Source organism: Thalassobaculum sp. OXR-137 (genome assembly GCF_034377285.1).
Taxonomy (GTDB): domain Bacteria; phylum Pseudomonadota; class Alphaproteobacteria; order Thalassobaculales; family Thalassobaculaceae; genus Thalassobaculum.
The window spans coordinates 3903092-3922804 of sequence record NZ_CP139715.1 but is presented as its reverse complement, the minus strand read 5'-3'; the positions used below and the strand labels follow the sequence as shown (position 1 = coordinate 3922804).

The 19713-nt window shown below is 65.7% G+C and carries 22 protein-coding genes; 8 read left to right on the top strand and 14 right to left on the bottom strand.

What is annotated here, in order from left to right:
• Positions 1–316: 316 nt before the first annotated feature.
• Genes T8K17_RS18260 through T8K17_RS18245 form a run of 4 tightly spaced genes read right to left on the bottom strand, consistent with a single transcriptional unit; the run spans position 317 to position 2414 of the window.
• Entirely contained in the window at positions 317–805 is a 489-nt protein-coding gene (locus T8K17_RS18260) for a periplasmic heavy metal sensor (RefSeq protein ID WP_322331165.1), read from the bottom strand.
• 44 nt (positions 806–849) lie between these two features.
• On the bottom strand, positions 850–1326 hold the full coding sequence (locus T8K17_RS18255) for a hypothetical protein (RefSeq protein WP_322331164.1): 477 nt from the start codon (positions 1324–1326) through the stop codon (positions 850–852).
• Positions 1323–1895, bottom strand: coding sequence for an RNA polymerase sigma factor (locus tag T8K17_RS18250; RefSeq protein ID WP_322331163.1), 573 nt, complete (start codon positions 1893–1895; stop codon positions 1323–1325). The genes T8K17_RS18255 and T8K17_RS18250 overlap by 4 nt, the downstream gene beginning before the upstream one ends.
• Positions 1896–1940: 45 nt before the next feature.
• Positions 1941–2414: a hypothetical protein gene (locus T8K17_RS18245; protein ID WP_322331162.1), complete on the bottom strand. Its 474-nt coding sequence runs from the start codon at positions 2412–2414 to the stop codon at positions 1941–1943.
• A 194-nt stretch (positions 2415–2608) separates the two neighbouring features.
• Between T8K17_RS18245 and T8K17_RS18240 the strand changes: the two genes are divergently transcribed.
• The 5 genes from T8K17_RS18240 to T8K17_RS18220 all read left to right on the top strand — a co-directional run bounded on the left by T8K17_RS18240 (position 2609) and on the right by T8K17_RS18220 (position 7199).
• Positions 2609–3544 carry a 3-keto-5-aminohexanoate cleavage protein gene (locus T8K17_RS18240; protein ID WP_322331161.1) on the top strand — a complete coding sequence of 312 codons (936 nt, stop codon included), beginning with the start codon at positions 2609–2611 and terminating at the stop codon, positions 3542–3544.
• A 23-nt stretch (positions 3545–3567) separates the two neighbouring features.
• Positions 3568–4497 (top strand): hypothetical protein, encoded by a 930-nt coding sequence (locus T8K17_RS18235; protein ID WP_322331160.1) that lies wholly within the window; start codon positions 3568–3570, stop codon positions 4495–4497.
• 8 nt (positions 4498–4505) lie between these two features.
• Complete coding sequence (locus T8K17_RS18230) at positions 4506–5321, top strand: shikimate dehydrogenase (protein WP_322331159.1); 816 nt, start codon at positions 4506–4508, stop codon at positions 5319–5321.
• 161 nt (positions 5322–5482) lie between these two features.
• Positions 5483–6457 carry an alpha-L-glutamate ligase gene (locus tag T8K17_RS18225; RefSeq protein ID WP_322331158.1) on the top strand — a complete coding sequence of 325 codons (975 nt, stop codon included), beginning with the start codon at positions 5483–5485 and terminating at the stop codon, positions 6455–6457.
• Between the two features lie 331 nt (positions 6458–6788).
• Positions 6789–7199, top strand: a complete 411-nt coding sequence (locus T8K17_RS18220) for a GcrA family cell cycle regulator (RefSeq protein ID WP_322331157.1) — start codon at positions 6789–6791, stop codon at positions 7197–7199.
• Positions 7200–7287: 88 nt separating this feature from the next.
• Here the strand turns inward: T8K17_RS18220 and T8K17_RS18215 are convergent, their stop codons facing one another.
• The 8 genes from T8K17_RS18215 to T8K17_RS18180 form a co-directional block, all read right to left on the bottom strand.
• Positions 7288–7623, bottom strand: a complete 336-nt coding sequence (locus T8K17_RS18215) for a hypothetical protein (RefSeq protein ID WP_322331156.1) — start codon at positions 7621–7623, stop codon at positions 7288–7290.
• Between the two features lie 13 nt (positions 7624–7636).
• Positions 7637–8605 carry an N-acetyl-gamma-glutamyl-phosphate reductase gene (argC, locus tag T8K17_RS18210; RefSeq protein ID WP_322331155.1) on the bottom strand — a complete coding sequence of 323 codons (969 nt, stop codon included), beginning with the start codon at positions 8603–8605 and terminating at the stop codon, positions 7637–7639.
• Between the two features lie 256 nt (positions 8606–8861).
• Positions 8862–9617, bottom strand: a complete 756-nt coding sequence (locus T8K17_RS18205; RefSeq protein ID WP_322331154.1) for an SDR family NAD(P)-dependent oxidoreductase — start codon at positions 9615–9617, stop codon at positions 8862–8864.
• 59 nt (positions 9618–9676) lie between these two features.
• Positions 9677–10552 carry a nucleoside triphosphate pyrophosphohydrolase gene (gene mazG / locus T8K17_RS18200; protein WP_416153128.1) on the bottom strand — a complete coding sequence of 292 codons (876 nt, stop codon included), beginning with the start codon at positions 10550–10552 and terminating at the stop codon, positions 9677–9679.
• A 306-nt stretch (positions 10553–10858) separates the two neighbouring features.
• On the bottom strand, positions 10859–11440 hold the full coding sequence (locus tag T8K17_RS18195; RefSeq protein ID WP_322331153.1) for a hypothetical protein: 582 nt from the start codon (positions 11438–11440) through the stop codon (positions 10859–10861).
• A 58-nt stretch (positions 11441–11498) separates the two neighbouring features.
• A complete protein-coding gene (locus T8K17_RS18190; RefSeq protein WP_322331152.1) occupies positions 11499–12062 on the bottom strand; it encodes a helix-turn-helix transcriptional regulator in 564 nt (187 codons plus the stop codon).
• 152 nt (positions 12063–12214) lie between these two features.
• The gene (locus tag T8K17_RS18185) at positions 12215–12988 is read right to left on the bottom strand and encodes a helix-turn-helix transcriptional regulator (protein ID WP_322331151.1); all 774 of its coding nucleotides are present in this window, start codon (positions 12986–12988) and stop codon (positions 12215–12217) included.
• Between the two features lie 7 nt (positions 12989–12995).
• The gene (locus T8K17_RS18180) at positions 12996–14165 is read right to left on the bottom strand and encodes a protein rep (protein ID WP_322331150.1); all 1170 of its coding nucleotides are present in this window, start codon (positions 14163–14165) and stop codon (positions 12996–12998) included.
• Positions 14166–14368: 203 nt separating this feature from the next.
• Here T8K17_RS18180 and T8K17_RS18175 point away from each other — a divergent pair, with 203 nt between their 5' ends.
• On the top strand, positions 14369–14734 hold the full coding sequence (locus T8K17_RS18175) for a hypothetical protein (protein WP_322331149.1): 366 nt from the start codon (positions 14369–14371) through the stop codon (positions 14732–14734).
• Positions 14735–15012: 278 nt separating this feature from the next.
• Here the strand turns inward: T8K17_RS18175 and T8K17_RS18170 are convergent, their stop codons facing one another.
• Positions 15013–15666, bottom strand: coding sequence for a hypothetical protein (locus T8K17_RS18170; RefSeq protein ID WP_322331148.1), 654 nt, complete (start codon positions 15664–15666; stop codon positions 15013–15015).
• A gap of 278 nt (positions 15667–15944) precedes the next feature.
• Between T8K17_RS18170 and T8K17_RS18165 the strand changes: the two genes are divergently transcribed.
• Both T8K17_RS18165 and T8K17_RS18160 read left to right on the top strand, forming a co-directional pair.
• Positions 15945–16337, top strand: coding sequence for a hypothetical protein (locus T8K17_RS18165; RefSeq protein WP_322331147.1), 393 nt, complete (start codon positions 15945–15947; stop codon positions 16335–16337).
• A gap of 558 nt (positions 16338–16895) precedes the next feature.
• A complete protein-coding gene (locus tag T8K17_RS18160; protein WP_322331146.1) occupies positions 16896–18002 on the top strand; it encodes a methyl-accepting chemotaxis protein in 1107 nt (368 codons plus the stop codon).
• Between the two features lie 131 nt (positions 18003–18133).
• Here the strand turns inward: T8K17_RS18160 and T8K17_RS18155 are convergent, their stop codons facing one another.
• Positions 18134–19639, bottom strand: a complete 1506-nt coding sequence (locus T8K17_RS18155) for a flavin-containing monooxygenase (protein WP_322331145.1) — start codon at positions 19637–19639, stop codon at positions 18134–18136.
• Positions 19640–19713: the final 74 nt, after the last annotated feature.

The window sequence follows — 19713 nt, the reverse complement described above, 5'->3', positions numbered from 1 at the left end:
GCGTCCGGGATGACGATGAGAGCAATCCGGAAATGACGGCATCGCCGCGCCCAGCCTGCCCTTCTACACGCGCCTGCCCTTCGACACGCTCCCGCTGCTCAGGGCGAGGTCGAATTCAGTCTGATCGTCATCCCGGACGACCCGGACCTGATCCGGGGACGGGCCGGGACCAGGTTCCGGCGTGTGGGCTCGGTCCCGGCCGACCCCCGGATCAGGCCCGGGGCCCGCCGGGATGACGGCTTATATTCTAGATATGAATGACCTCGCCCTGAGCAGCGGGCGCGTGTCGAAGGGCGGCGCGTGCCGATAGCTCCTGTCACTCCTTGGGCGGCGGGGGTGGGCCGCAGTGTTTGTCGGCCCAGGCGCGGGCGCGCTCGGCGAAGGCGTGGCGCTGCTCGTCGGTCATCGACGTCACCACGTCGGTGATCGCCGCGTGGACCGCGACCTCCATGCGATCCATCGCGGCGCGCATCCGCCCCAGGGCTTCCTCGTACTCCTCGCGCACGAAGGGCTCGGCCGAGAGCGCGTCGGTCACCGCAGTGCGGGCGGCATCGGCGTCGCGGCGCAGCGGATCGATGACCCCCTCGTGGCGCTGCCAGACCTCGCGCACCGTATCCATGCCCTCCTCGCCGACCATGCGGCGCAGCCAGCGCGGACCCGGCCCGTCGGGCGGCGGCGGGCGCTCGAAGCGCTCCTCGGCGTCCCAGCCGTGATCGACCCACCGGCCGATGGCGAGGCCGCCGATGAACAGGTTCACCCCGAGGGAGGCGAGGAGGAGGAGGGTTAGCCAGCGGGTGCGTGTCATGTCGGGTCTCGGATCGGATCGGTCTTGCGGATATCGGCCATGGCTCAGAACGTGTCCTGGTTGGCGAAGCCCACCGCGGACGCGGCGGCCAGGGAGTAAGTGTCGGTCTCGGCCTCCGGCGCCGCCTGGACCGCCGCCAGGGTCGACGCGGCCTCGAAACCGGGCAGGGGTAGGGTCGGGTTGGTCGCTCCCAGCACGACGCCGAGCACGGCGGCGGCGGCGAGCCCGGCGGCCGGACGCCACAGGCCGAACCAGCCGGCGACCAGCTCCAGCAGCGGATGGCCGCGCTCCGGGATGTCCTTCAGCGCGACCCGCAGGGCCGGGCTCGGCTGCGGCACCGGCAGGGTGTCGAGCATCATGTCCAGGCTGCGCGCGTCGTCGGCGGCCCGCGCCAGCTCCCGGTCGCCGGACAGCAGGGCGACGGCCGCTTCTCGGTCGCGCTCCGGCCAGCGGGCGGGATCGCCGCCATAGGCCTCCACCAGCGCCAGAACCCGGGCCTTGGTCACGTTGCTCTGTGTCATCGGGTTTCTCCCAACAGTTCGGCGCGCTGGCCTTCCAGCGCCTGGCGCAGGGACCGGCGTCCCCGGGCCAGCAGCGATTCGAGGGCCTCGACGGAGATGTCGAGGGCGGCGGAGGCGTCGGCCCCGGAGAGGCCTTCGTAATGGACCAGCACGATGGCGGCGCGCTGGCGCTCGGGCAGGGCGTCGAGGGCGGCGCGCACCTTGCCGGCGGTCGCTTCGTCGTGGAGCCTGCGATCCGGGGCGGGGCCGCTGTCGATCAGGGTCACGTCGTCCGGGTCCACGGTCGGTTTGAGGCGGCGCAGCCGGTCCAGCGCGGCGTTGCGGGCCACCCGGTAGAGCCAGGTGGAGACCCGCGCCTGGGGCGTCCAGTCGCCGGCCTTGCGCCAGAGAGAGAGATAGGTGTCCTGCACCACGTCCTCCGCGGTCGCCCGGTCGCCCAGCATGCGCTGGGCGAAGCCGAGCAGGCGGTCCGCATGGCGGTCCACCAGCAGGCGGAAGGCGGCCGAATCCCCGTCGGCGACCCGCGGCATGAGCGCCGCATCCGGGTCCTCCTGGGTGTGATCCGTCAAACTGCCGCCTCCCGTGCTGCGTTCAGGGTCTCAAGGAAGCGTATCTTATTTCTTCGGCGCGCCGTGATGGGGCGGCTTCGCCGACATCACGTCCTCGGCGGTGACGATCCCGTCGCCGTCGCGGTCGAGCATCATGAACAGGCCGGCCTCGCGGGCGGGGAGCTCGGAGGCGCCGATCATGCCGTCGCCGTCGGTGTCGAACCAGGCGACCATGCGCTCCAGGTTGACCTCGCGCTTCTTGGCGAAGCCCATGGTCTTCAACTCGTCCACGCTCAGCTTGCCGTCGCCGTTGGCGTCGGCGGCCGTGAACTTGGCGACCCGGTAGGCCCGCAGGTCGGCGGCGTTGACCTTGCCGTCCTTGTCGGTGTCGATCTCGTTGAACCGCTGCATCATGCGTTCCTGCATGCGGGCGAGATCCGGACCCTTCTGACCGTCGGCGGCGGCATGGGCGAAGGTCGGGGCGATCACCGCCGTCCCGAGAGCCGCGGCGAGGGCGAGGGCTTTGATACGGGTGGTCATCTTGGATGTCTCCGTGAGGGGGGCTGATATCGGATCAGGTGGCCACCTGTACGACCCATAACGAGGGGCTTTCGGATATCCGTCGCAAATTGTTTGGGGACATGTCGCCACCCGCGCTTGCAGGGCTTTGACACCCCAGCGCGAACCGCTACCGTAGCGCCCGATAACGAGAAGCCGGTCAGACGGAGGAAACCATGGCGGCGAAGCAGAACAAGGTGATCATCACGTGTGCGGTGACCGGGTCGATCCACACCCCGACCATGAGTCCGCACCTGCCGATCACCGCCGACGAGGTCGCCCAGCAGGCCATCGACGCGGCCGAGGCCGGCGCCTCCATCCTGCACCTGCACGCCCGCAATCCCGACGGCAGCCCGACCCCGGACCCCAAGGCGTTCATGGAGTTCCTGCCGCGCATCAAGCAGAACTCCGACGCGGTGGTGAACATCACCACCGGCGGCGGTCACGGCATGACCCTGGAGGAGCGTCTGGCGGCGGCCGTGGCGGCCAGCCCGGAGATGACCTCGCTCAACATGGGCTCGATGAATTTCGGCCTGTTCCCGATCCTGGACAAGATGAAGGACTTCCAGCACGAGTGGGAGCCGAAGTTCCTGGAGAACAGCCGCGACTTCATTTTCCGGAACACCTTCAAGGACATTGAGTATGTTCTTAAGGAGCTGGGCGAAGGCCACGGCGTGAAGTTCGAGTACGAGTGCTACGATGTCGGCCACCTGTACAATCTGGCCCATTTCCTCGACCGCGGGCTGGTGAAGCCGCCGCTCTTCGTGCAGACGATCTTCGGCATTCTCGGCGGCATCGGCGCCGATCCGGAGAACCTGATGTTCATGAAGCGCACCGCCGACAAGCTGTTCGGCGACCAGTACAACTGGTCGGTCCTGGCGGCCGGGCGGCACCAGATGAACTTCACCACCATGGCGGCGATCAACGGCGGCAACGTCCGCGTCGGCCTGGAGGACAGCCTGTTCATCGGCAAGGGCCAGCTCGCCAAGTCGAACGCCGAGCAGGTCGCCAAGATCCGCCGGATCATCGAGGAGCTGAGCCTCGAAGTCGCCACCCCGAAAGAGGCCCGCGAGATGCTGGCGCTCAAGGGCGGCGACATGGTGAACTTCTGAGAAAGAGAAAACCGTAGGGTTCGATGGCATCGCGCTTCGAGCGGATTTTTGAACAAAAGGAGAGAGCCGAAGGAGTGCGCTTCTGCCCTCTCGCCAATTCGTTATTTTATGAAATAAATTTAGTATTGAATGAGGAAGTGAATAGCGAACATCTCGATTCCGCGCGTAAGAAATTTGCTGTTGTTCAATCAATCTCTGCATTTGAAATAGTTATTCGATCCCTAATTAGAGATTTAATTGATTTAAATGATGAAATTAGACTTAGGGCTGTTCCAGTTTTTCATGACGTAAAGTTCAATTATGAAACTGTAGTAGATATCGGATCTAATAGAATTAGTCTTGGGGATATCGCGGCGTACGGATCAAATATCTCGTCTGTCGAAGCTGGGATCGAAAAGCTTGAAACATTGTGGGGATTTTCCTTTGATGAAGGGTTAAAACAAGTTCAAGAGCATGGACATATTTCTGATTTCGATAAGAAATCAATATTTAAATCGGTGAGAGAACTATTTTCTTGGAGGCATATTATCGTTCATGAAAATCCAAATTCTATTAGTGTTTCTTTAGATGAAGTGATGGTGCACTGTCGTGAATGTGAGTCTCTATCGGAGGCTGTGACCGTAATTTCTGGTATATATCTTTGGAAAGATTGGGGAAAAAATCAGTCCCAAATGAATATTGAGGCAAATGAACGATATAGTCAAATTACCCAAGATATTGAATGTACAATATCAGAATTAAGGGGCCATTGCACGGAAGGTACTTTAGAGTGGTTCGATAAAACGATAGCTGCATGGTATGCACTTAGAGATAGTGCTGCCGAGCTTTCTGCTGAACAGGCTCGTGGAGGATCGGCCGAAAGTCACTATAGGAGTCTAGAGGGGATTGCTATGAGTAACCAATTCGTTGAGTCCTTACAGCGATTTACCCAGATTATTGTTCACGACCGGTAGGAAGAAACATGCCGACCCTCAACATCACGGGCAAGACGGCCGTCTACGGCATTCTTGCCCACCCCACCGACCATGTGCGCGCCCCGCAGGTGTTCAACGCGGCCTATGAGGCGGCGGGGATCGACGCGGTGCTGGTGCCGCTCGACGTGAAGCCGGAAGACCTGGCCACCGTCGTCGCCGCGCTCAAGGTCACCCGCAACTTCCACGGCCTCACCGTCACGGTGCCGCACAAGGTGGCGATGGCCGAGCTGTGCGACGAACTCGCCGCCGGCGGCGAACGGGTCGGCTCGGTCAACGCCATCCGCTTCACCGAGGACGGCCGCATGCTGGGCGACAATTTCGACGGCAAGGGCTACGTCACCGGCATGCAGAAGGCCGGTTTCGACTTCACCGGCAGACGCGTGCTCCAGCTCGGGGCCGGCGGGGCAGGGATGTCGATCGCCTTTTCCGTGGCCGAGGCCGGGGCGGCGGAGATCGCCATCGCCAACCGCACGGTCTCCAAGGCCGAAGCCCTGGGCCGGCGTGTCAACGCGGCGTTCCCGAACACCAGGGTGAGCGGCGTGGCGGCGGATGCGGATCCGGCGGGCTATGACGTGGTGATCAACACCACCTCGCTCGGCCTGCACGACGGCGACGCGCTGCCGGTCGACGTGTCGAAGCTCAGCCCCGGCACGGCGGTCAGCGAGATCATCATGACCCCGGTGCATACCGAGCTGCTGAAACAGGCCGAGGCCAAGGGCCATCCGATCTATTTCGGCAAGCCGATGCTGGACGAGCAGATCAAGCTGATCGGCGCCTTCATGGGCTGTCCGCTGCCCGATTGACGGCGCCCGTCCGGCCCTCGACCCGGAAGGCAAATTAATTGACGCCCGGGAGGCATTAAACCGCTTCCCGGCTTTCCGGTTCCGGGCGGTTGCGGCCGCGCGGCAGTGTCCCATTTCTTGGCGAGCCCGAACGGGCGCCACAGGATTTGGGAGGGCCCGCGATGATCGACCACATGATCCCTGAGCATCCGATCCACGTAATTCACGAGAACCCGGAATGGCTGCCGCCCTTCGCGCGGGCCTTCGCGGCGCGCGGCGAGGCGTTCGTCGATCTCGACCTGTCGGATGGCGCCATCGATCTGGCGGCCGAGCCGCCGGCGGGCCTGTTCTACAACCGCATGAGCGCGTCGGCCCATAGCCGCGGCCACCGCTACTCCCCCGAATACGCCGCAGCCGTCATCGCCTGGCTGGAGGCCCATGGCCGGCCGGTGATCAACGGCTCGGGCGCCATCTCGCTTGAGGTCAACAAGGCGGCCCAGCTCGCCAAGCTGAAGCGCGCCGGCGTGCCGGTGCCGCGCACCGTCGCCGCCCTGGGCGACGCCAAGGTGGCCGAGGCCGCCAAGCTGTGGGGCGAGGGGCCGGTCATCGTGAAGCCGAACCGGGGCGGCAAGGGCCTCGGCATCCAGCTCTTCGAGGACGCGCGTGAGGTGGTCGAGCGGGCGGCATCCGGCACCCTGCAGGGCTCGATCGACGGCATCACCCTGCTGCAGGACTACATCGCCACGACGGACGGCAGCGTCACCCGGGCCGAGTTCATCGGCGGCAAGCTGTTCTACGCCGTGCGCATCGATACCGGCGGCACCTTCGAGCTGTGCCCGGCCGATGTCTGCGCGCCGGACGAGGCGGAAGCCACCGGCGGCCCGGTCTTCACCGTGGTCGAGAACGCCCTGGAGAAGGATTTCCAGGCGTCCATCGAGCGCTTCCTGGTGGAGGCCGGCATCGACATCGCCGGGGTGGAGTTCGCCCGCGACGCCCAGGGGCGGCCGTTCGTCTACGATGTGAACACCAACACCAACTACAATCCGGACGCCGAGGCGGCGGCCGGCGTGTCCGCGCCCCAGGCCCTGGTCGACTACCTGATCCGGGAGCGCAACCGCCGCCTGGCGGCGCCGAAGGTGGCGGTCTCGCGCGGCTGAGCGACTCGGCCCCGTCGACCGGAAATCCACACTCTTCCAGAGACTTACAACCCGATCGCCCGGATTAACGCTCCGGGCGATTCGCGAATCGTGCTATGGAAACCGGGCTCCGATTCCTTCCCGGAGTCGTTTCGGCGCCGGGGCAGGGCACCCAACGAGTCGCGGCGAATCAACAAGTTCTAGTGTTATCCACAGCATTCTTCGCGAGATCTGGTGAACGCCCTTGTGACCCTACCCCAGATCCCGTAGCCTCTTGCCAGTTAGCCACTACATGTGGGTGAAACGAGTCGCTCCGACCGTTCGCCCTGGACCGGCCGGCAAGGAGGGATAAATGGGCGACAATTCGCAGAGCGTGTGGACCGACGAGCGCCTTGAGCAGTTGAAGGCCCTGTGGGGCGAGGGGCTGTCGATCACCCAGATCGGCCTGAAACTGGGCGTGTCGCGCAACGCGGTGGTCGGCAAGGTGCACCGCATGGGCCTGCCGAAGCGCCAGTCGCCGATCGTGCGCAGCGCCAATCCGAAGCCGGACGACCGCCCGATCCAGCGCCGCCGCGCCGTGCCGCTCACCCTGGAGCAGTGGGACCGCAACACCTGCTCCTGGCCGATCGGCGATCCGAAGACCGACAATTTTAGCTTCTGCGGCTCCACCGTCGAGCCGGGGCGGCCGTACTGCTCCCAGCACTGCTCGGTCGCCTATACCTCGGTGCGCGAGAAGGACACGTCGAAAAGCAGCGCTGCCTGACCGAGCGGGCAGTCGCGCTACCGGCCCTTCTTCCCGGCGACGGGAGGGAGGGCCGTTCGCGTTTCTGGGGCAGAGTGCGGGGCTCGGGTCAGGGGCGCACGAACAGCAGGAAGAACACCGCGCCGGACGCCATGTGCAGCGGCTGCAGCAGCAGGACCGGGTAGGGCATCCGCCCGGTCAGCCGGCGCACCGCCGGAATGCCGTAGAACACCGCCGCCGACAGGGCGGAGACGGCGATGGCGATCAGCGGGAAGCCCAGCAGGTAGACCAGCAGGTAGCCCAGCGCGGACGTCCCGCCGAACCGGCCCTCCAGGAAGACCGGCGCCACCTGCGCCAGCATCAGCACGAGAACGACGGCCAGGAACAGGACCAGCGAGCGCCAGAAGGCGGCGTAGATCGGGTCCTGGCCGTCATTGACCCACATGGGAAAGGCCTCTTCAGGCGGCGGCCGCCGCCTCGATGCCGGCATCCTCGGGCATGCCGAGCAGTAGGTTCATGTTCTGCACCGCCGCCCCCGACGCGCCCTTGCCGAGATTGTCCAGGCGCGCGGTGATTACCGCCCGGCCGGTCTTCTCGTCGGCGAAGACGAAGATCTCCAGCATGTTGGTGCCGTTCAGCGCCTGCGGATCGAGCTCCTTCATGCCCTCGGCCTCGCCCAGCGGGGCGACGCGCACGAAGCGGGCGCCCTCGTACTGGGCCAGCAGAATCTCGTGCAGCGACGCGGCACTGGGCCCGCCCTGGATCGCCCACAGGGCGAGGGGGACGCTGACCAGCATGCCCTGGGCGTAGTTCGCCACCGACGGCTGGAAGATCGGCGCCTGGCCGAGCCCGGACCAGCGGGCGATCTCCGGGACGTGCTTGTGGTTCAGGGTCAGCCCGTACTGCCAGAACGGATCGGGCTTGTAGCCGGACGTGCCCGTGGATTCATAACGCGCGATCAGCGCCTTGCCGCCGCCGGTATAGCCGGAGACCGCGTTGATCGTGACCGGGTACTCGACCGGCAGCAGGCCGGCGCCGACCAGCGGCGCCAGGATGGCGATCGCGCCGGTCGGATAGCAGCCCGGGTTGGAGATCCGCGTGGCGCCGACGATCGCGTCGCGCTGGCCGGACCGGAATTCGGCGAAACCGTAGACCCAGTTGTCGTCGGTGCGGTGGGCGGTGGAGGCGTCGATCAGCTTGGTGCCCGAGCCTTCGGCCAAGGCCGCCGCCTCGCGGGCGGCGTCGTCCGGCAGGCACAGGATGGCCACGTCGGCCGCATGCAGCGCGTCGCGCCGCGCACCGGCATCCTTGCGCTGGGCGTCGTCCAGGGAGATCAGGTCGATGTCGCGACGGGCAACCAGGCGCTCACGGATCTGCAGACCCGTCGTACCCGCTTCGCCGTCGATGAACACCCGTGCCGATCCCATGATCGCCTCCATTGTTTAGGGAGGCGCACCATACAGGAAAGCCGGCGGCGAGGGGTAGGGGCGTTTGGTGGCGGGGGTTGCAGGGGTGGGGGTGTGCGGGTGCCCTTCGACACGCGCCCGCTGTGCGGACGCTGCTCAGGGCGAGGTCAAGAGGTGAGAAACCCGATGACCTCACCCTGAATTCAATAAACCCAATGACCTCACCCTGAGCAGCCCCCCTGGATCTTGTTCAGGGGGGCGTGTCGAAGGGTCGGGCCTACTTCAGCCCCTTCACCACGTTGAGCGGCGAGAAGGCCTGGGCGCCGGCCATGATCTCGATGCGGTTGACGTTGATGTTCTTCGGCCGGGTCGCCGCCCAGAACACCGCGTCGGCCACGTCCTCGGGGCGGATCGGGTCGACGTCGTTATAGACCGCCGCCGCCTTGTCCTTGTCGCCCTTGAACCGGATCTCGGAGAACTCGGTCTCCGCCAGGCCCGGCTCCACGTCGGTCACATGGATGTTCTTGCCCACGAGATCGGCGCGCAGGTTGAGGGAGAACTGGCGCACGAAGGCCTTGGTGGCGCCGTAGACGTTGCCGCCCGGATAGGGCCAGTTGCCGGCGATCGAGCCGATATTGACCACGTGGCCATACCCGTTCGCCACCATCTGCGGCAGGATCGCCCGGGTGCAGTACATCAGACCCTTGATGTTGGTGTCGACCATCAGGTCCCAGTCGGCCAGGTCGACCTGATCGGCACCCTCCAGGCCGACCGCCAGGCCGGCATTGTTCACCAGCACGTCGACCGGCGAGAACTCGGCGGGCAGGGCGTCGACCGCCGCCAGCACCGCGTCCTTGTCGCGCACGTCGAGCACGATGCTGTGGGACGGGTTCTTCAGCTCCTTCTTCAGGGCCTCCAGGCGCTCGCCGCGCCGGCCCGAGATGACGGTCTGCCAGCCTTCGGCGTCGAACCGCTTGGCGGTCGCCTTGCCGAAGCCGCTGGTGGCGCCGGTGATGAATGCCGTCTTCGCCATTCTGTGTCCTCCTTCGGTCTCTGGTATCGGTTGTGTGCGAAACTCGTTGCGGCGGCGGGTCAGGCCTTTTCGGCCCGTTTGGCCCGCTGCCAGTGCCGTTCCATCTGCTCCAGCCCGACGCTCTGGATCGGCGTGCCTTCGGCGGCCAGCCCGTCCTCCATGAAGCGGAAGCGGCGCTCGAACTTGGCGTTGCAGCGGCGCAGGGCGGTCTCCGGGTCGACGTTCAGGCGCCGGGCCAGATTGACCACGGTGAACAGCAGGTCGCCCATCTCGTCCTCGATGCGGTCCGGATCGTCGTCGGCGCCGCCGGTGACCTCGGCGCGCAGCTCGCCCAGCTCCTCGTCGATCTTGTCGAACACGCCGTCGATGCCGGGCCAGTCGAAGCCGGCGCGCACCGCGCGGTTCTGCAGCTTCAGCGACCGCATCAGCGCGGGCAGGGCGCTCGACACCCCGTCCAGCACTGAGACGGCCCGGTTCTCGGCCGCGGCCTTGGCGGCGCGCTCGGCGGCCTTCTGTTGCTCCCAGGCGTCGGTCTGGGCCTTGGCGTCCTCGACGCTGGCGCCGGCGAAGACGTGGGGGTGACGGCGGACCATCTTGTCGGCGATGCCGCGGGCCACGTCCTCGAAGTCGAAGGCGCCGTCCTGCGGGGCGCGCTCGCGGGCCATCTGGGCGTGGTAGACGACCTGCAGCAGCAGATCGCCCAGCTCGTCGCGCAGCGCGCCCATGTCGCCCAGGGTGATCGCCTCGGCGACCTCGTAGGCTTCCTCGATGGTGTAGGGCGCGATGGTCTCGAACGTCTGCTCGAGGTCCCAGGGGCAGCCGCCGTCGGGATCGCGCAACTTCGCCATGACGGCGATCAGCCGCTCGATCGCGGGCTCGTCCGGGAGAGCCGCAAGCGCGGCGGCGGCATCGGATGTGGGGGCGCTGTCGGTCATGTCGGCGCGAGACTAACGAGGGAGCGGCGCCGAGGAAAGACGGGTCTGGGGCGGTGACCCTGTTTCCATCATGTCATCCCGAACTCGTTTCGGGACCTCCAGGGCGTCGGGGGCGATATGAGGTCCCGAAACGAGTTCGGGATGACGTGAAGGGGGTGGTGGGGTACGCAGGCCGAACGGAGGTCAGATCCCGACGCCGGAGCGATCCATGCAACGCGCATAATGTATATTGCTCAGAGGGATAGGTTCCCCACGTTCTCCGTGGGGAACCCTCCTTGCGAACAGAATGTGAACGCAGGAACCGCATCATGCCGCGTCTCGATGGGTTTGGTTCCGACGATCAAGTTCCGCTCGAACCAGTTTGTTGGCAGCGCGTGCGCCAACGCCAAGGCGATGGCCTATTTCAGTCCCTGACGCACCGCGCTGAGCCATGCTTAGGGCGACGGCCCTGCGAATGTCATTGAGACGCCGTTTCGCCCTCCGTTCGTGCAGCTTGGTGATACTGACCAAGGCAGGGCGACTGATGCCATGGATTGCTGCTTGCTCATCCAGATGCGCTCCCCATTCGTCGGGGGACGGGTTCCGGCGCCGCCAAAATCGGAACAGCGCCGCTCCTACGATCAACAGTCGCCGACGGTGCGTTGACCGACGCTTGGCGTCCTGGTGATCGCGCTCGCGACGTTCTTCTTGGCGGATGTTGTCATTTGCCGCTTCGGACGCCGCATGGGCGATAGCTATGAACTTGCAAAGCAGGTTGATGCTGTCCCGAAGGACCGCCTCAGAAATCCGCAATTCAACGGTCACACCGTCCGGATCTCGTTTAACATCTAAGGCGAACGCTTGCCGCGCGACGGTGGAATCAGTAGAATTTCGCTCTGTGAGCTTCATGCGATCTATCCTCTTGGATGGTTGCGGAGACCGCGCCAACGGTCTCGGAGCAGGCAGGTCAGACAGGCGGCTCGGACTTCTCGTCCGGGCCGTCATTCTTTGCAGCCGTTGCAGTCACATCGTTTGTTCCTCCTTCTGATTGGTTCTGGGCGCGGACGACGTCGTCGATGGCTTCAGCGAAGCTGTCGATATCCAACGAGACATCCCGCAGGTACATCGCCGTCTTCTTGAGCGATGCGAGTGCGCCCCCGCTAAGGTGAAACGAGCCGTAGCGAAGCTCGTGTTCCATCCAATGCCGATGAAAGCTGAAAAATCCGCCCTCTGCCTCGACTACATCGCTAAGGCCCTTGCCGATCTTTGGACTATCGGGGGTTTCAGCATTCTTGCAGAGGTAATCGTCGAAGATGCGGCGCGGATCTAGTTCGAGCACATAGGCAAGCCGTACTAGTGCACCGAGTGGCGGATATTGGCCGCCGGGCGAGCCCGCGAGCTCGTATTTCGCCAGCGAGTTCTGGCCGACACCAGTGAGTTCCGACAACCGAGCGCGCGAGTAGCCGTGAGCTTCACGTTCAGCGCGAAGTCGCTCCCCCGTGGTCATCATTGCTGCTGGGTCAGTTTTCATCGATGCCTTCAATTCATACGAACGATTTGTATGAATGAGGATTGCGACAAACGGAACTGTGGTCAACCAATTTTTTAACGAAATCGGTGCCAGGGATAGCGGTCGACCACCAAATATAGTTGGTCGACCGCCGATTGATGCCAGGATCTCGATCACAGCGCGTACATGAAGTCCCGCAGATCGTCGGGAAGCTGGTCAGCGAGCGCCATGCGCCGCACGGCCGGTCGCACTGCCTCGATCAGCACGTCGTCATTGGACCATCCGAGCCATCCATCGGATTCCAGGCCAGCCGCCTTCGCGATGTCCTGCAGCGCTTTGGGCGCGACCACGTGCAGGTCTACGCCGAGAATGGCGGTATCGATGATCCGCTCCTGGATCGCCGCGCAATCCTGCTGGCCGGTCTCGGGTTCGTTCTCCAGGCGCTCCTGGATCTCCCGCGCCTTCGGGAAGGTGGTCCGGTCGATGCCGCGGGAGTTGGCGATTTCCACCAGCGCCGCGGGCTCCTGATAAGCCAGCATGGATCGGACTTGATCGCACGTCGCCATGGCCTGACGGATCGTGCCGTCGAACCCCTCCGAGCGCAGGGTGTCGATCACACGGAGCGAAGCGTAAACGTCGGCGACCGTGGGAGGGGCGGGCGGCTCGGAGCGCCGCGACGGGGCGGGCTTGGGTGCCGGGGCCGGAAAGTCGTCAACCGCCTCGTCCGGCTCCTCGTCGCCCTGGAGCCACGCAGCGGACTTTCCCGTGGCCGTGGCGAGCAGCTTGACCCGCTGCACGGTCACCTCCTGTTCGCCGTTCTCGATGCGCTCGATGGTACGGGCGGAAATCCCCGTCGCGTCGGAGAGCGCCTTGCGAGACATGCCAGCCTCGGTGCGCGCCCGCTTGATGCGCTCAGCGATCAGGGCGGTGTCGTCGTCGGTATGCATCAGAGTGTCAGTGGACATTGTGTACCTCTCTCGGTTCAGTTGGTGGTGGTGAGAAGCCAGGATTTCTGCGGCACCCCGGCCATGGTGCCTGTCCCGGTAGATCGCCCCGGGCCGACCCTGGGCGTTGCCCTGGGGCAGGCCCGGTGATCACCGGAACGGGGCACCGGTTGAGCCCTGGTGCCTCGAATAGGCGCCAGGGGATTGCGTGGTCGGTGAGGAGTGCGGTGACGCCGTCGAGGCCGTCGGTCTCGAAGGCGACCAGCACGTCGGCCGTCAGACGCTTGGCGACGACTGCATCAAACACGTCGCGATCGATCGTCACGCGATGCGTCTCTTTTGAGAGGTCGGCCTTGGCGAGCGTTTCGTCTTCGGGCGCGTCGGGCAGGGCGTACCGGCGCCGCAGGTCGCGGCTCCAAGTCAGGTGGCGCGTCCCCTTGAAGGCGGTCGCATACTCGCGGAACAGGCGGGCGTCGGACGGGGAGCGGTCGCCGATATGATCGGCGAGGATCTGGAACGGTGTTCTGCCGTTCTTGGAGCGCTTCGTATGCGCCTTCGTGAGTTCCAGCGCAGCGCCCCACTTGGCCACGTAGTCCGCCGCTCCCTGGTCAAGATTGACCGGCTCGAAGGCGAAGGCATCGACGCTGCACCGGCCGAGCCCCATGCGCTCGATGGCGGCCCGCCAGCGGTCGAAGATCAAGCCCGCCAGTCCGTAGGCGTCGTCCTTCGTTGCCCACGGCTCGAAGAACAGCAACACGTGCAGGTGAGGGTGCCAGCCATTTTTGCCGTGGGTGACTTCCAGAGCGCGGATATCGCCCATCCAGCCGTATCGCTCGCGGGCTTCAATCCAGGCTTTGCCGGACTTCACCTTGCGCCAGCCGTTCGAGACGGCAGACCGAAGCGGCGCGCATGCCTGGAAGGCGTAATGGGGTAGGGTGAGGGTGACCATGTACGCCACGCCGCCAGCGTCCCGGTGAGCGCTCAGAACCGCATCGATCTCGGAGCGTCGGCCTTCGGTGATCTTCGCAGCACAGACCGGGCAGACCCACACGGACCCGCAGGTCTCGACACCTCCGAAGTGCGCCACGCCGCCGCTGTCATGGAGTGTAGCCCTGTGACCGATGGTCTTGCGGCCGCAATTCCGGACCCGCCAACCGTCACCGAGGATCCGCCCGGCCATGTTCCGGGACGCATGCCGGAGGCGCTTGGGCGAGGTCTTCCGGCTGTGCGCCGGAGCCGGGTGAGGGGCACAGGTAGGGGCATGGGGTAGGGCCTGTGCAACGACCGCTTGCGCAGCGGGTGAAACACTGCTTGCGTGTATATCAAGGGGCAGGGTCATTGGACCCGGCCCAGATAAAGGCACCGCTCTATGGAGACGCGGCGATGTTGACTATCAAGGATTTTATTCGAGAAACACTTCAGCAGATTTCTGATGCTGCCCTTGAGTTCGATGCAGAGAAGGACGCGAAGGGAGCCACTGTGTTCCCCGTGACTCGAAGACAGGATGAATCCGCCTGGGAAAAGCAGAACCTTATGTTTTTGGGGGTTGATGAGGCTGGAGCGATTTACGCAAGTTTCATCGACTTCGATCTTGCGGTGACAGTTCAGGAGGCTGAAACCGCTTCTGGGAGCGGCGGGATTTCGATCCTGTCTGTCGCCAAAGCTGGCGGACAGGTCCAGACACAAGCCTCGAATTCGTCTGTCAGCAGAATTCGGTTTAAGCTCCCTCTTCAGCTCCGACGCAGATAGCGAGAAATTTTGAAGAGTGGGGGCCTTGCCCCCATACCCCCGCGTCTCGCCGACGGGCAGGGTGCCTGGGCAGGAAGAGAGGCGCCGCTGCGCTCTGCCTCTTTCCGGTCCAGGCACCCGCCCCGAGCGTGGGAGCGGCTCCACGCCGTCAAGGCCCTTCCGCCGCGTGCTGCGCACGCGGTCTCCCGAGAAGGACCCTGACAGCGCTCCTCCGCTCGGGCCTGACCGGGAAACGCCAGAGCCTTGGATCAGCATGGGCATGAGGCGGAGAAGGGCGCTCACGGCTCGCCCCCGGCATCCTGGGCCTTTCGACCCGGATTGAAGGTGGTAGCTGCCACAAGGCGGCTCACCGCCGATCTGGTCTTTTGGGTGACGAGCCTTTGACGTTCGCGCTCTGCCGCCTGGAGGACACGCGACACGGTGGATTGCGAGACATCGCCATAAACCCGGCGCTGTCGGATCAGCCGGGCGATGCGAGTGGTTGTGAGCAAGTCATCGTTGCAGGCGAGGCGGCTGATCTCGCGATCCCGGCGCCGGCGCAGCTTGCGGTTCTGAACCTTTCGCTTGGTCTGGTAGAGCTGCTGTGCCGTAGCATCATCGAAATCCACCAATGAGGCGGCTTCCGCGATGATCTCTTCAAGCGTCCGAGGGATTGCCTGGTTGGTGACGGAGCGGCGAACAAACCGGTACAGCAGCCAAGTCCGCTGCCGCCGGTCCGAGAGATAGGCGCTTCCTTTGGCGGCGCTGTCCGGAACGTCCGCGTAGCCACCGTCGTCGGCAGCCGATTTCCCAATTTCCGGAGATGCGCGGCGCAATGCATCCACCGTCGCCTCAAGAACCTGCGCGACGGCTTCGACAAGGTCTGCCGGAACCTCGATTGAGAGGGTAACGGTCTGGGAATTATCCGCGTAGTGCTTGACCTTAGGTGCCATGGGGCACCTCGGTCGTCAGCAGTGGGTGGGAGGTGCCATGGCTGCGGTCATGTGGAACATCCGATCCACGTAACGCGCATAATGTATATTATGGGAAATCATGCTAACCCGTTCACAGGGTTCAGGACTTCCGAAACACGCGCCGTCTTCCTGACGCCGACCGGGCGATTTTCATGATACTGTTCAAGTGCGGTCGCCGCATCTCCCGGGATCGGCCGACACCTCACCCGCATCGCGGCGGATCTTCCTCGCCCGACACATCACTAGGGATTTCTCAAATGACGCGATTTCTTGCGGTCGTGGCGCTCGCCACGTGCCTGCCGTGGGCCGGTGCCTTCGGCGCTTCGATCTCGATCAAGAACTGCTACCCGGACAGCGCGATCGACATCAAGTTGTTCAACGGCACGGACCTGGTCCGCATGGTGCCCATCTCCAACACCAACGGCGTCGCCTACCGGCGCACGCAGATCCTGAGCTGCAAGACCGACACCTGCCGCGCCAGCATCGGCTACGGCTTCGGCGACAAGGTCTCGAACGGCGGTCTGGCCACCGCCTACGGTACCGGCCAGGCCAACGCGGTCTTCAGCCACCAACTGGACGACACAAAGACCTACTGCTTCGAGATGCTCGATTCCGGTCGCGCGAAGCTCGGCTGGAACGACTGCTGCTGACCGTCCGCCGCCGGACCGGCCGCCGGACCAGCAATCGGACTCGCGCTGCGGTCCGGCACCGAGTCGTCCGCCCGGCAGGCTGCCTGCCCAGCGGACGGCCCAGCGGACGGCCCGGCGACGCCGAGGCGCCGGCGCCGAACCCGTCGGGTCCGGGACTCCGGACCACGGCGCGCGCCCGCAGCCGGCACGATCCCATATGGTTTCACAGAACCGGCGCAATACCCGCACCGATTCTGTGGACACTCGTTTTGCCGAGGCTACAGAGTTCGCCGGCAAACATTCTTTGATCGCGTAGTATTTTTAGGGATAATGTGGGAACGATCTGCCCACCGTATTGTCGCTCCACTTCGAACAGCGGTTATCCGTCGCATGGAAGCATCGGCGCCAGGACGCTAAACGCCTTTCGACGGTCGCGCCGGACGGAGGCGGCGCGGCGGCACCAGGTATTGGGAATGCTCCGAGGCTCAAGGGCGGCAACGATTTTCTTGGAGGCGCGGGCCGGCATCGCGACCGGCGCCCCGAAGTGAACCGTTCCGACCTAGCCGCCAGGGGCTGACGATGAACTCCGAATACAAGACGAACCGCCTCGCCCTCCCCACGGACAGCCAGGCGAGTGGCAGCGATGCGACCGATCCGGCCCAGATCATCCGGCTGAGCGAGGAAGTCGCGCGGATCAGCCGCGAGAAGATCACCGAGATCCAGTCGATCACCGGCCGCACCCGGATTCTGGCGCTGAACGCGCTGATCGAGAGCGCGCGGGTCGGCGAACTCGGCCGCGGCTTCGCCGTCGTCGCCGGCGAGGTCAAGGGCGTGTCCACCGAGATCGCCGCCATCGCCGACGCCCTGGTGGCCGAACTGTCGGAAAAGACCACGCTGCTGGAGACCATCGGCCGCTCGGTGGTCGACCACCTCACCGGTCAGCGGCTGGTCGACCTGGCGCTGAACGCCATCGAGCTGATCGACCGGAACCTGTACGAGCGGACCTGCGACGTGCGCTGGTGGGCGACCGACAGTGCCGTGGTCGACTGCCTGCAGACGCCCGGCGAGGACGCGGTCCGCCACGCCTCCCAGCGGCTCGGCGTGATCCTGGGCGCCTATACCGTCTATCTCGACCTGTGGATCGCCGATGCCGACGGCCGGGTCGTCGCCAACGGCCGGCCCGACCGGTACCGGGTCGTCGGCGCCGATGTCTCCCAGGAGCCGTGGTTCCGCGATGCCATGAAAACCGCCAGCGGCGACGACTACGTGGTGGCCGACATCGCCACCAACGCCCACCTCGCCCACCAGCCAGTCGCCACCTACGCCGCGGCGATCCGCCGGGACGCCGAGGCACGGGGCCGGCCGCTGGGTGTGCTCGGCATCCATTTCGACTGGGGTCCCCAGGCCGAAGCCATCGTCCGGGGCGTGCGCCTGTCGGAGGCGGAAAAGGCGACCACGCGGGTGATGCTGGTGGACGCCAAGAACCGCATCATTGCCGATTCCCGCCAGGGTGCCGGAAAACAGGAGAGCGGGCGGTCGGGCGGCGGCACTTTCGACCTGCGCACCGGCGGCCAGGAATCCGGGACCTATCACACGCCCGAGGGCGCCACGGTCGGCTTCCACCGCACGCCGGGCTACGAGACCTATGCCGGGCTCGGCTGGTACGGGGTGCTGATGCGGTCCTAACGCCACCCCTCCTCCGTCATCTTGAGGTCCCGAAACAAGTTCGGGATGACGAGGGGGTTAAAACGGTGGGCGAGCAGGACTGGAGGCGAAGGGCGGCGAGACGTGCGCCACCCTTCCCGATCGTCCCGCCCCTAGCCCGCCAGCGCTCCCAGAAGCCCCTGCTCTTCCGCCGTCGGCGTGGCGTCGACGATATGGCCGAAGGCGGCCGCCGCCGCCGCGGTGCGGATCGGCGCGTCGTCCGTGGCATCGGGGCCGCTCAGCCGGAACGACGCCGGCGACAGCGGGCCGAGCATCAGCGCCCGCTCCAGCCCCGGCCAGTCGGCCGCCGTCGGCTCCGCGCCCAGAAGCCGCGCGAACACCACCGCCAGCGCGTTCATCGGAATGGCCGGCGCCCGGCGGAACTCCGGCGGCGTGGCGGCGATCACCTGGGCCATCTGCTCGGCCGGCGGCAGGGTCTCCGGCCGGGCCAGGCTCTCCGCCACCCAGCGGGCCTGCAGCTCAACCACCGGGAAATACGGGCCGAGCAGTTCATAGACGCCGACGAAGGCCAGCCCCGGCAGCTCCGGGTGGAAGGTCTGGGCGAACAGGTCCATGCCGACCGGGTCGAGCTGCAGGGTGGCGGCGATCTCCGGCGACAGGAACGGCAGGGACAGGGCATAGCCGGTGCCGAACAGGATACCGTCCACCTCCCTAGCGCTGCCGTCGGCGAAGCGCACCGTCCGCCCGTCGATCCGCTCGATCCAGGGCCGGGTGGCGATCCGGCCCTCCGAGACGGCCGGCAGGAAGCTCTGGGACTGGGTGATGCCGGCGGCGAAGACGTTCTCGTGCGGCTCCTGCGCGCCCCAGTCGGCCGGGTTGCCGGCGACCTTCAGGACCTGCGCCTTCAGGCCCTGGGCCACGACCTCCGGCGGAAACCGCTCGGCCATCAGGGCGGCGGCCCGGGTGAACATCACATGATCCGTGGGCACGCCGACGATCTGCTTGGGGAGCACGTAGCGCTGGCGCCGATAGGCCACGGTCACCTCGCCGGCGTGGTGCGCGAGCTCCGCCGCGATCTCCAGCGCGCTGATCGAGCAGCCGGCGACGAGGACCGAGGCGCCCACCCAGTCGGCCGTCCCCGCATAGGCGTTGGTGTGCCGGATGCCGAGCCGGCCGGCGAAACTCTCCAGCCCCGGAATGTCAGGGAGCGCGCCCTCGACCTGCCGGCCGGTGGCGACGATCACCCGCTCGAAGACCGCGGTCTGCGCCCCCTCTTCCACGCGCCAGTCCAGGCGCCAGCCACCCTCCACCTGCGCCAGCCCCTCTACTCGGCAGCCGAAGCGGATGGCGCCGGCGAGGTCGAACCGCTCGGCATAGGCGGTCAGGTACGCGTGCATCTGCTCGCGGGTCGGATAGACCGGCGTGCCCTCGGGGTGGTCCATGTCCGAGAACGCGGTCATCACCCGGCTGGTGTTGGTGCGCATGCCCGGCCAGGTGGCGCTATGGGGGGCGTCCGGATTCCACTGGCCGCCGAGCCCGGCGCCGGCCTCGAGGATCACGGCGTCCAGGCCTTTGGCCTTCAGCCAGCGGGCGGTCGCCAGGCCGGAAGGGCCGGCGCCGATGATGGCGATGGCAGGCAGGTCTTGCTGGGCGGTCATGGCGCGTTCCCCGTTAGGTGAGGGAAACGCCATACCATTATTCCGGGTTTTCCGGGGGACTATTTCGAGAGGTC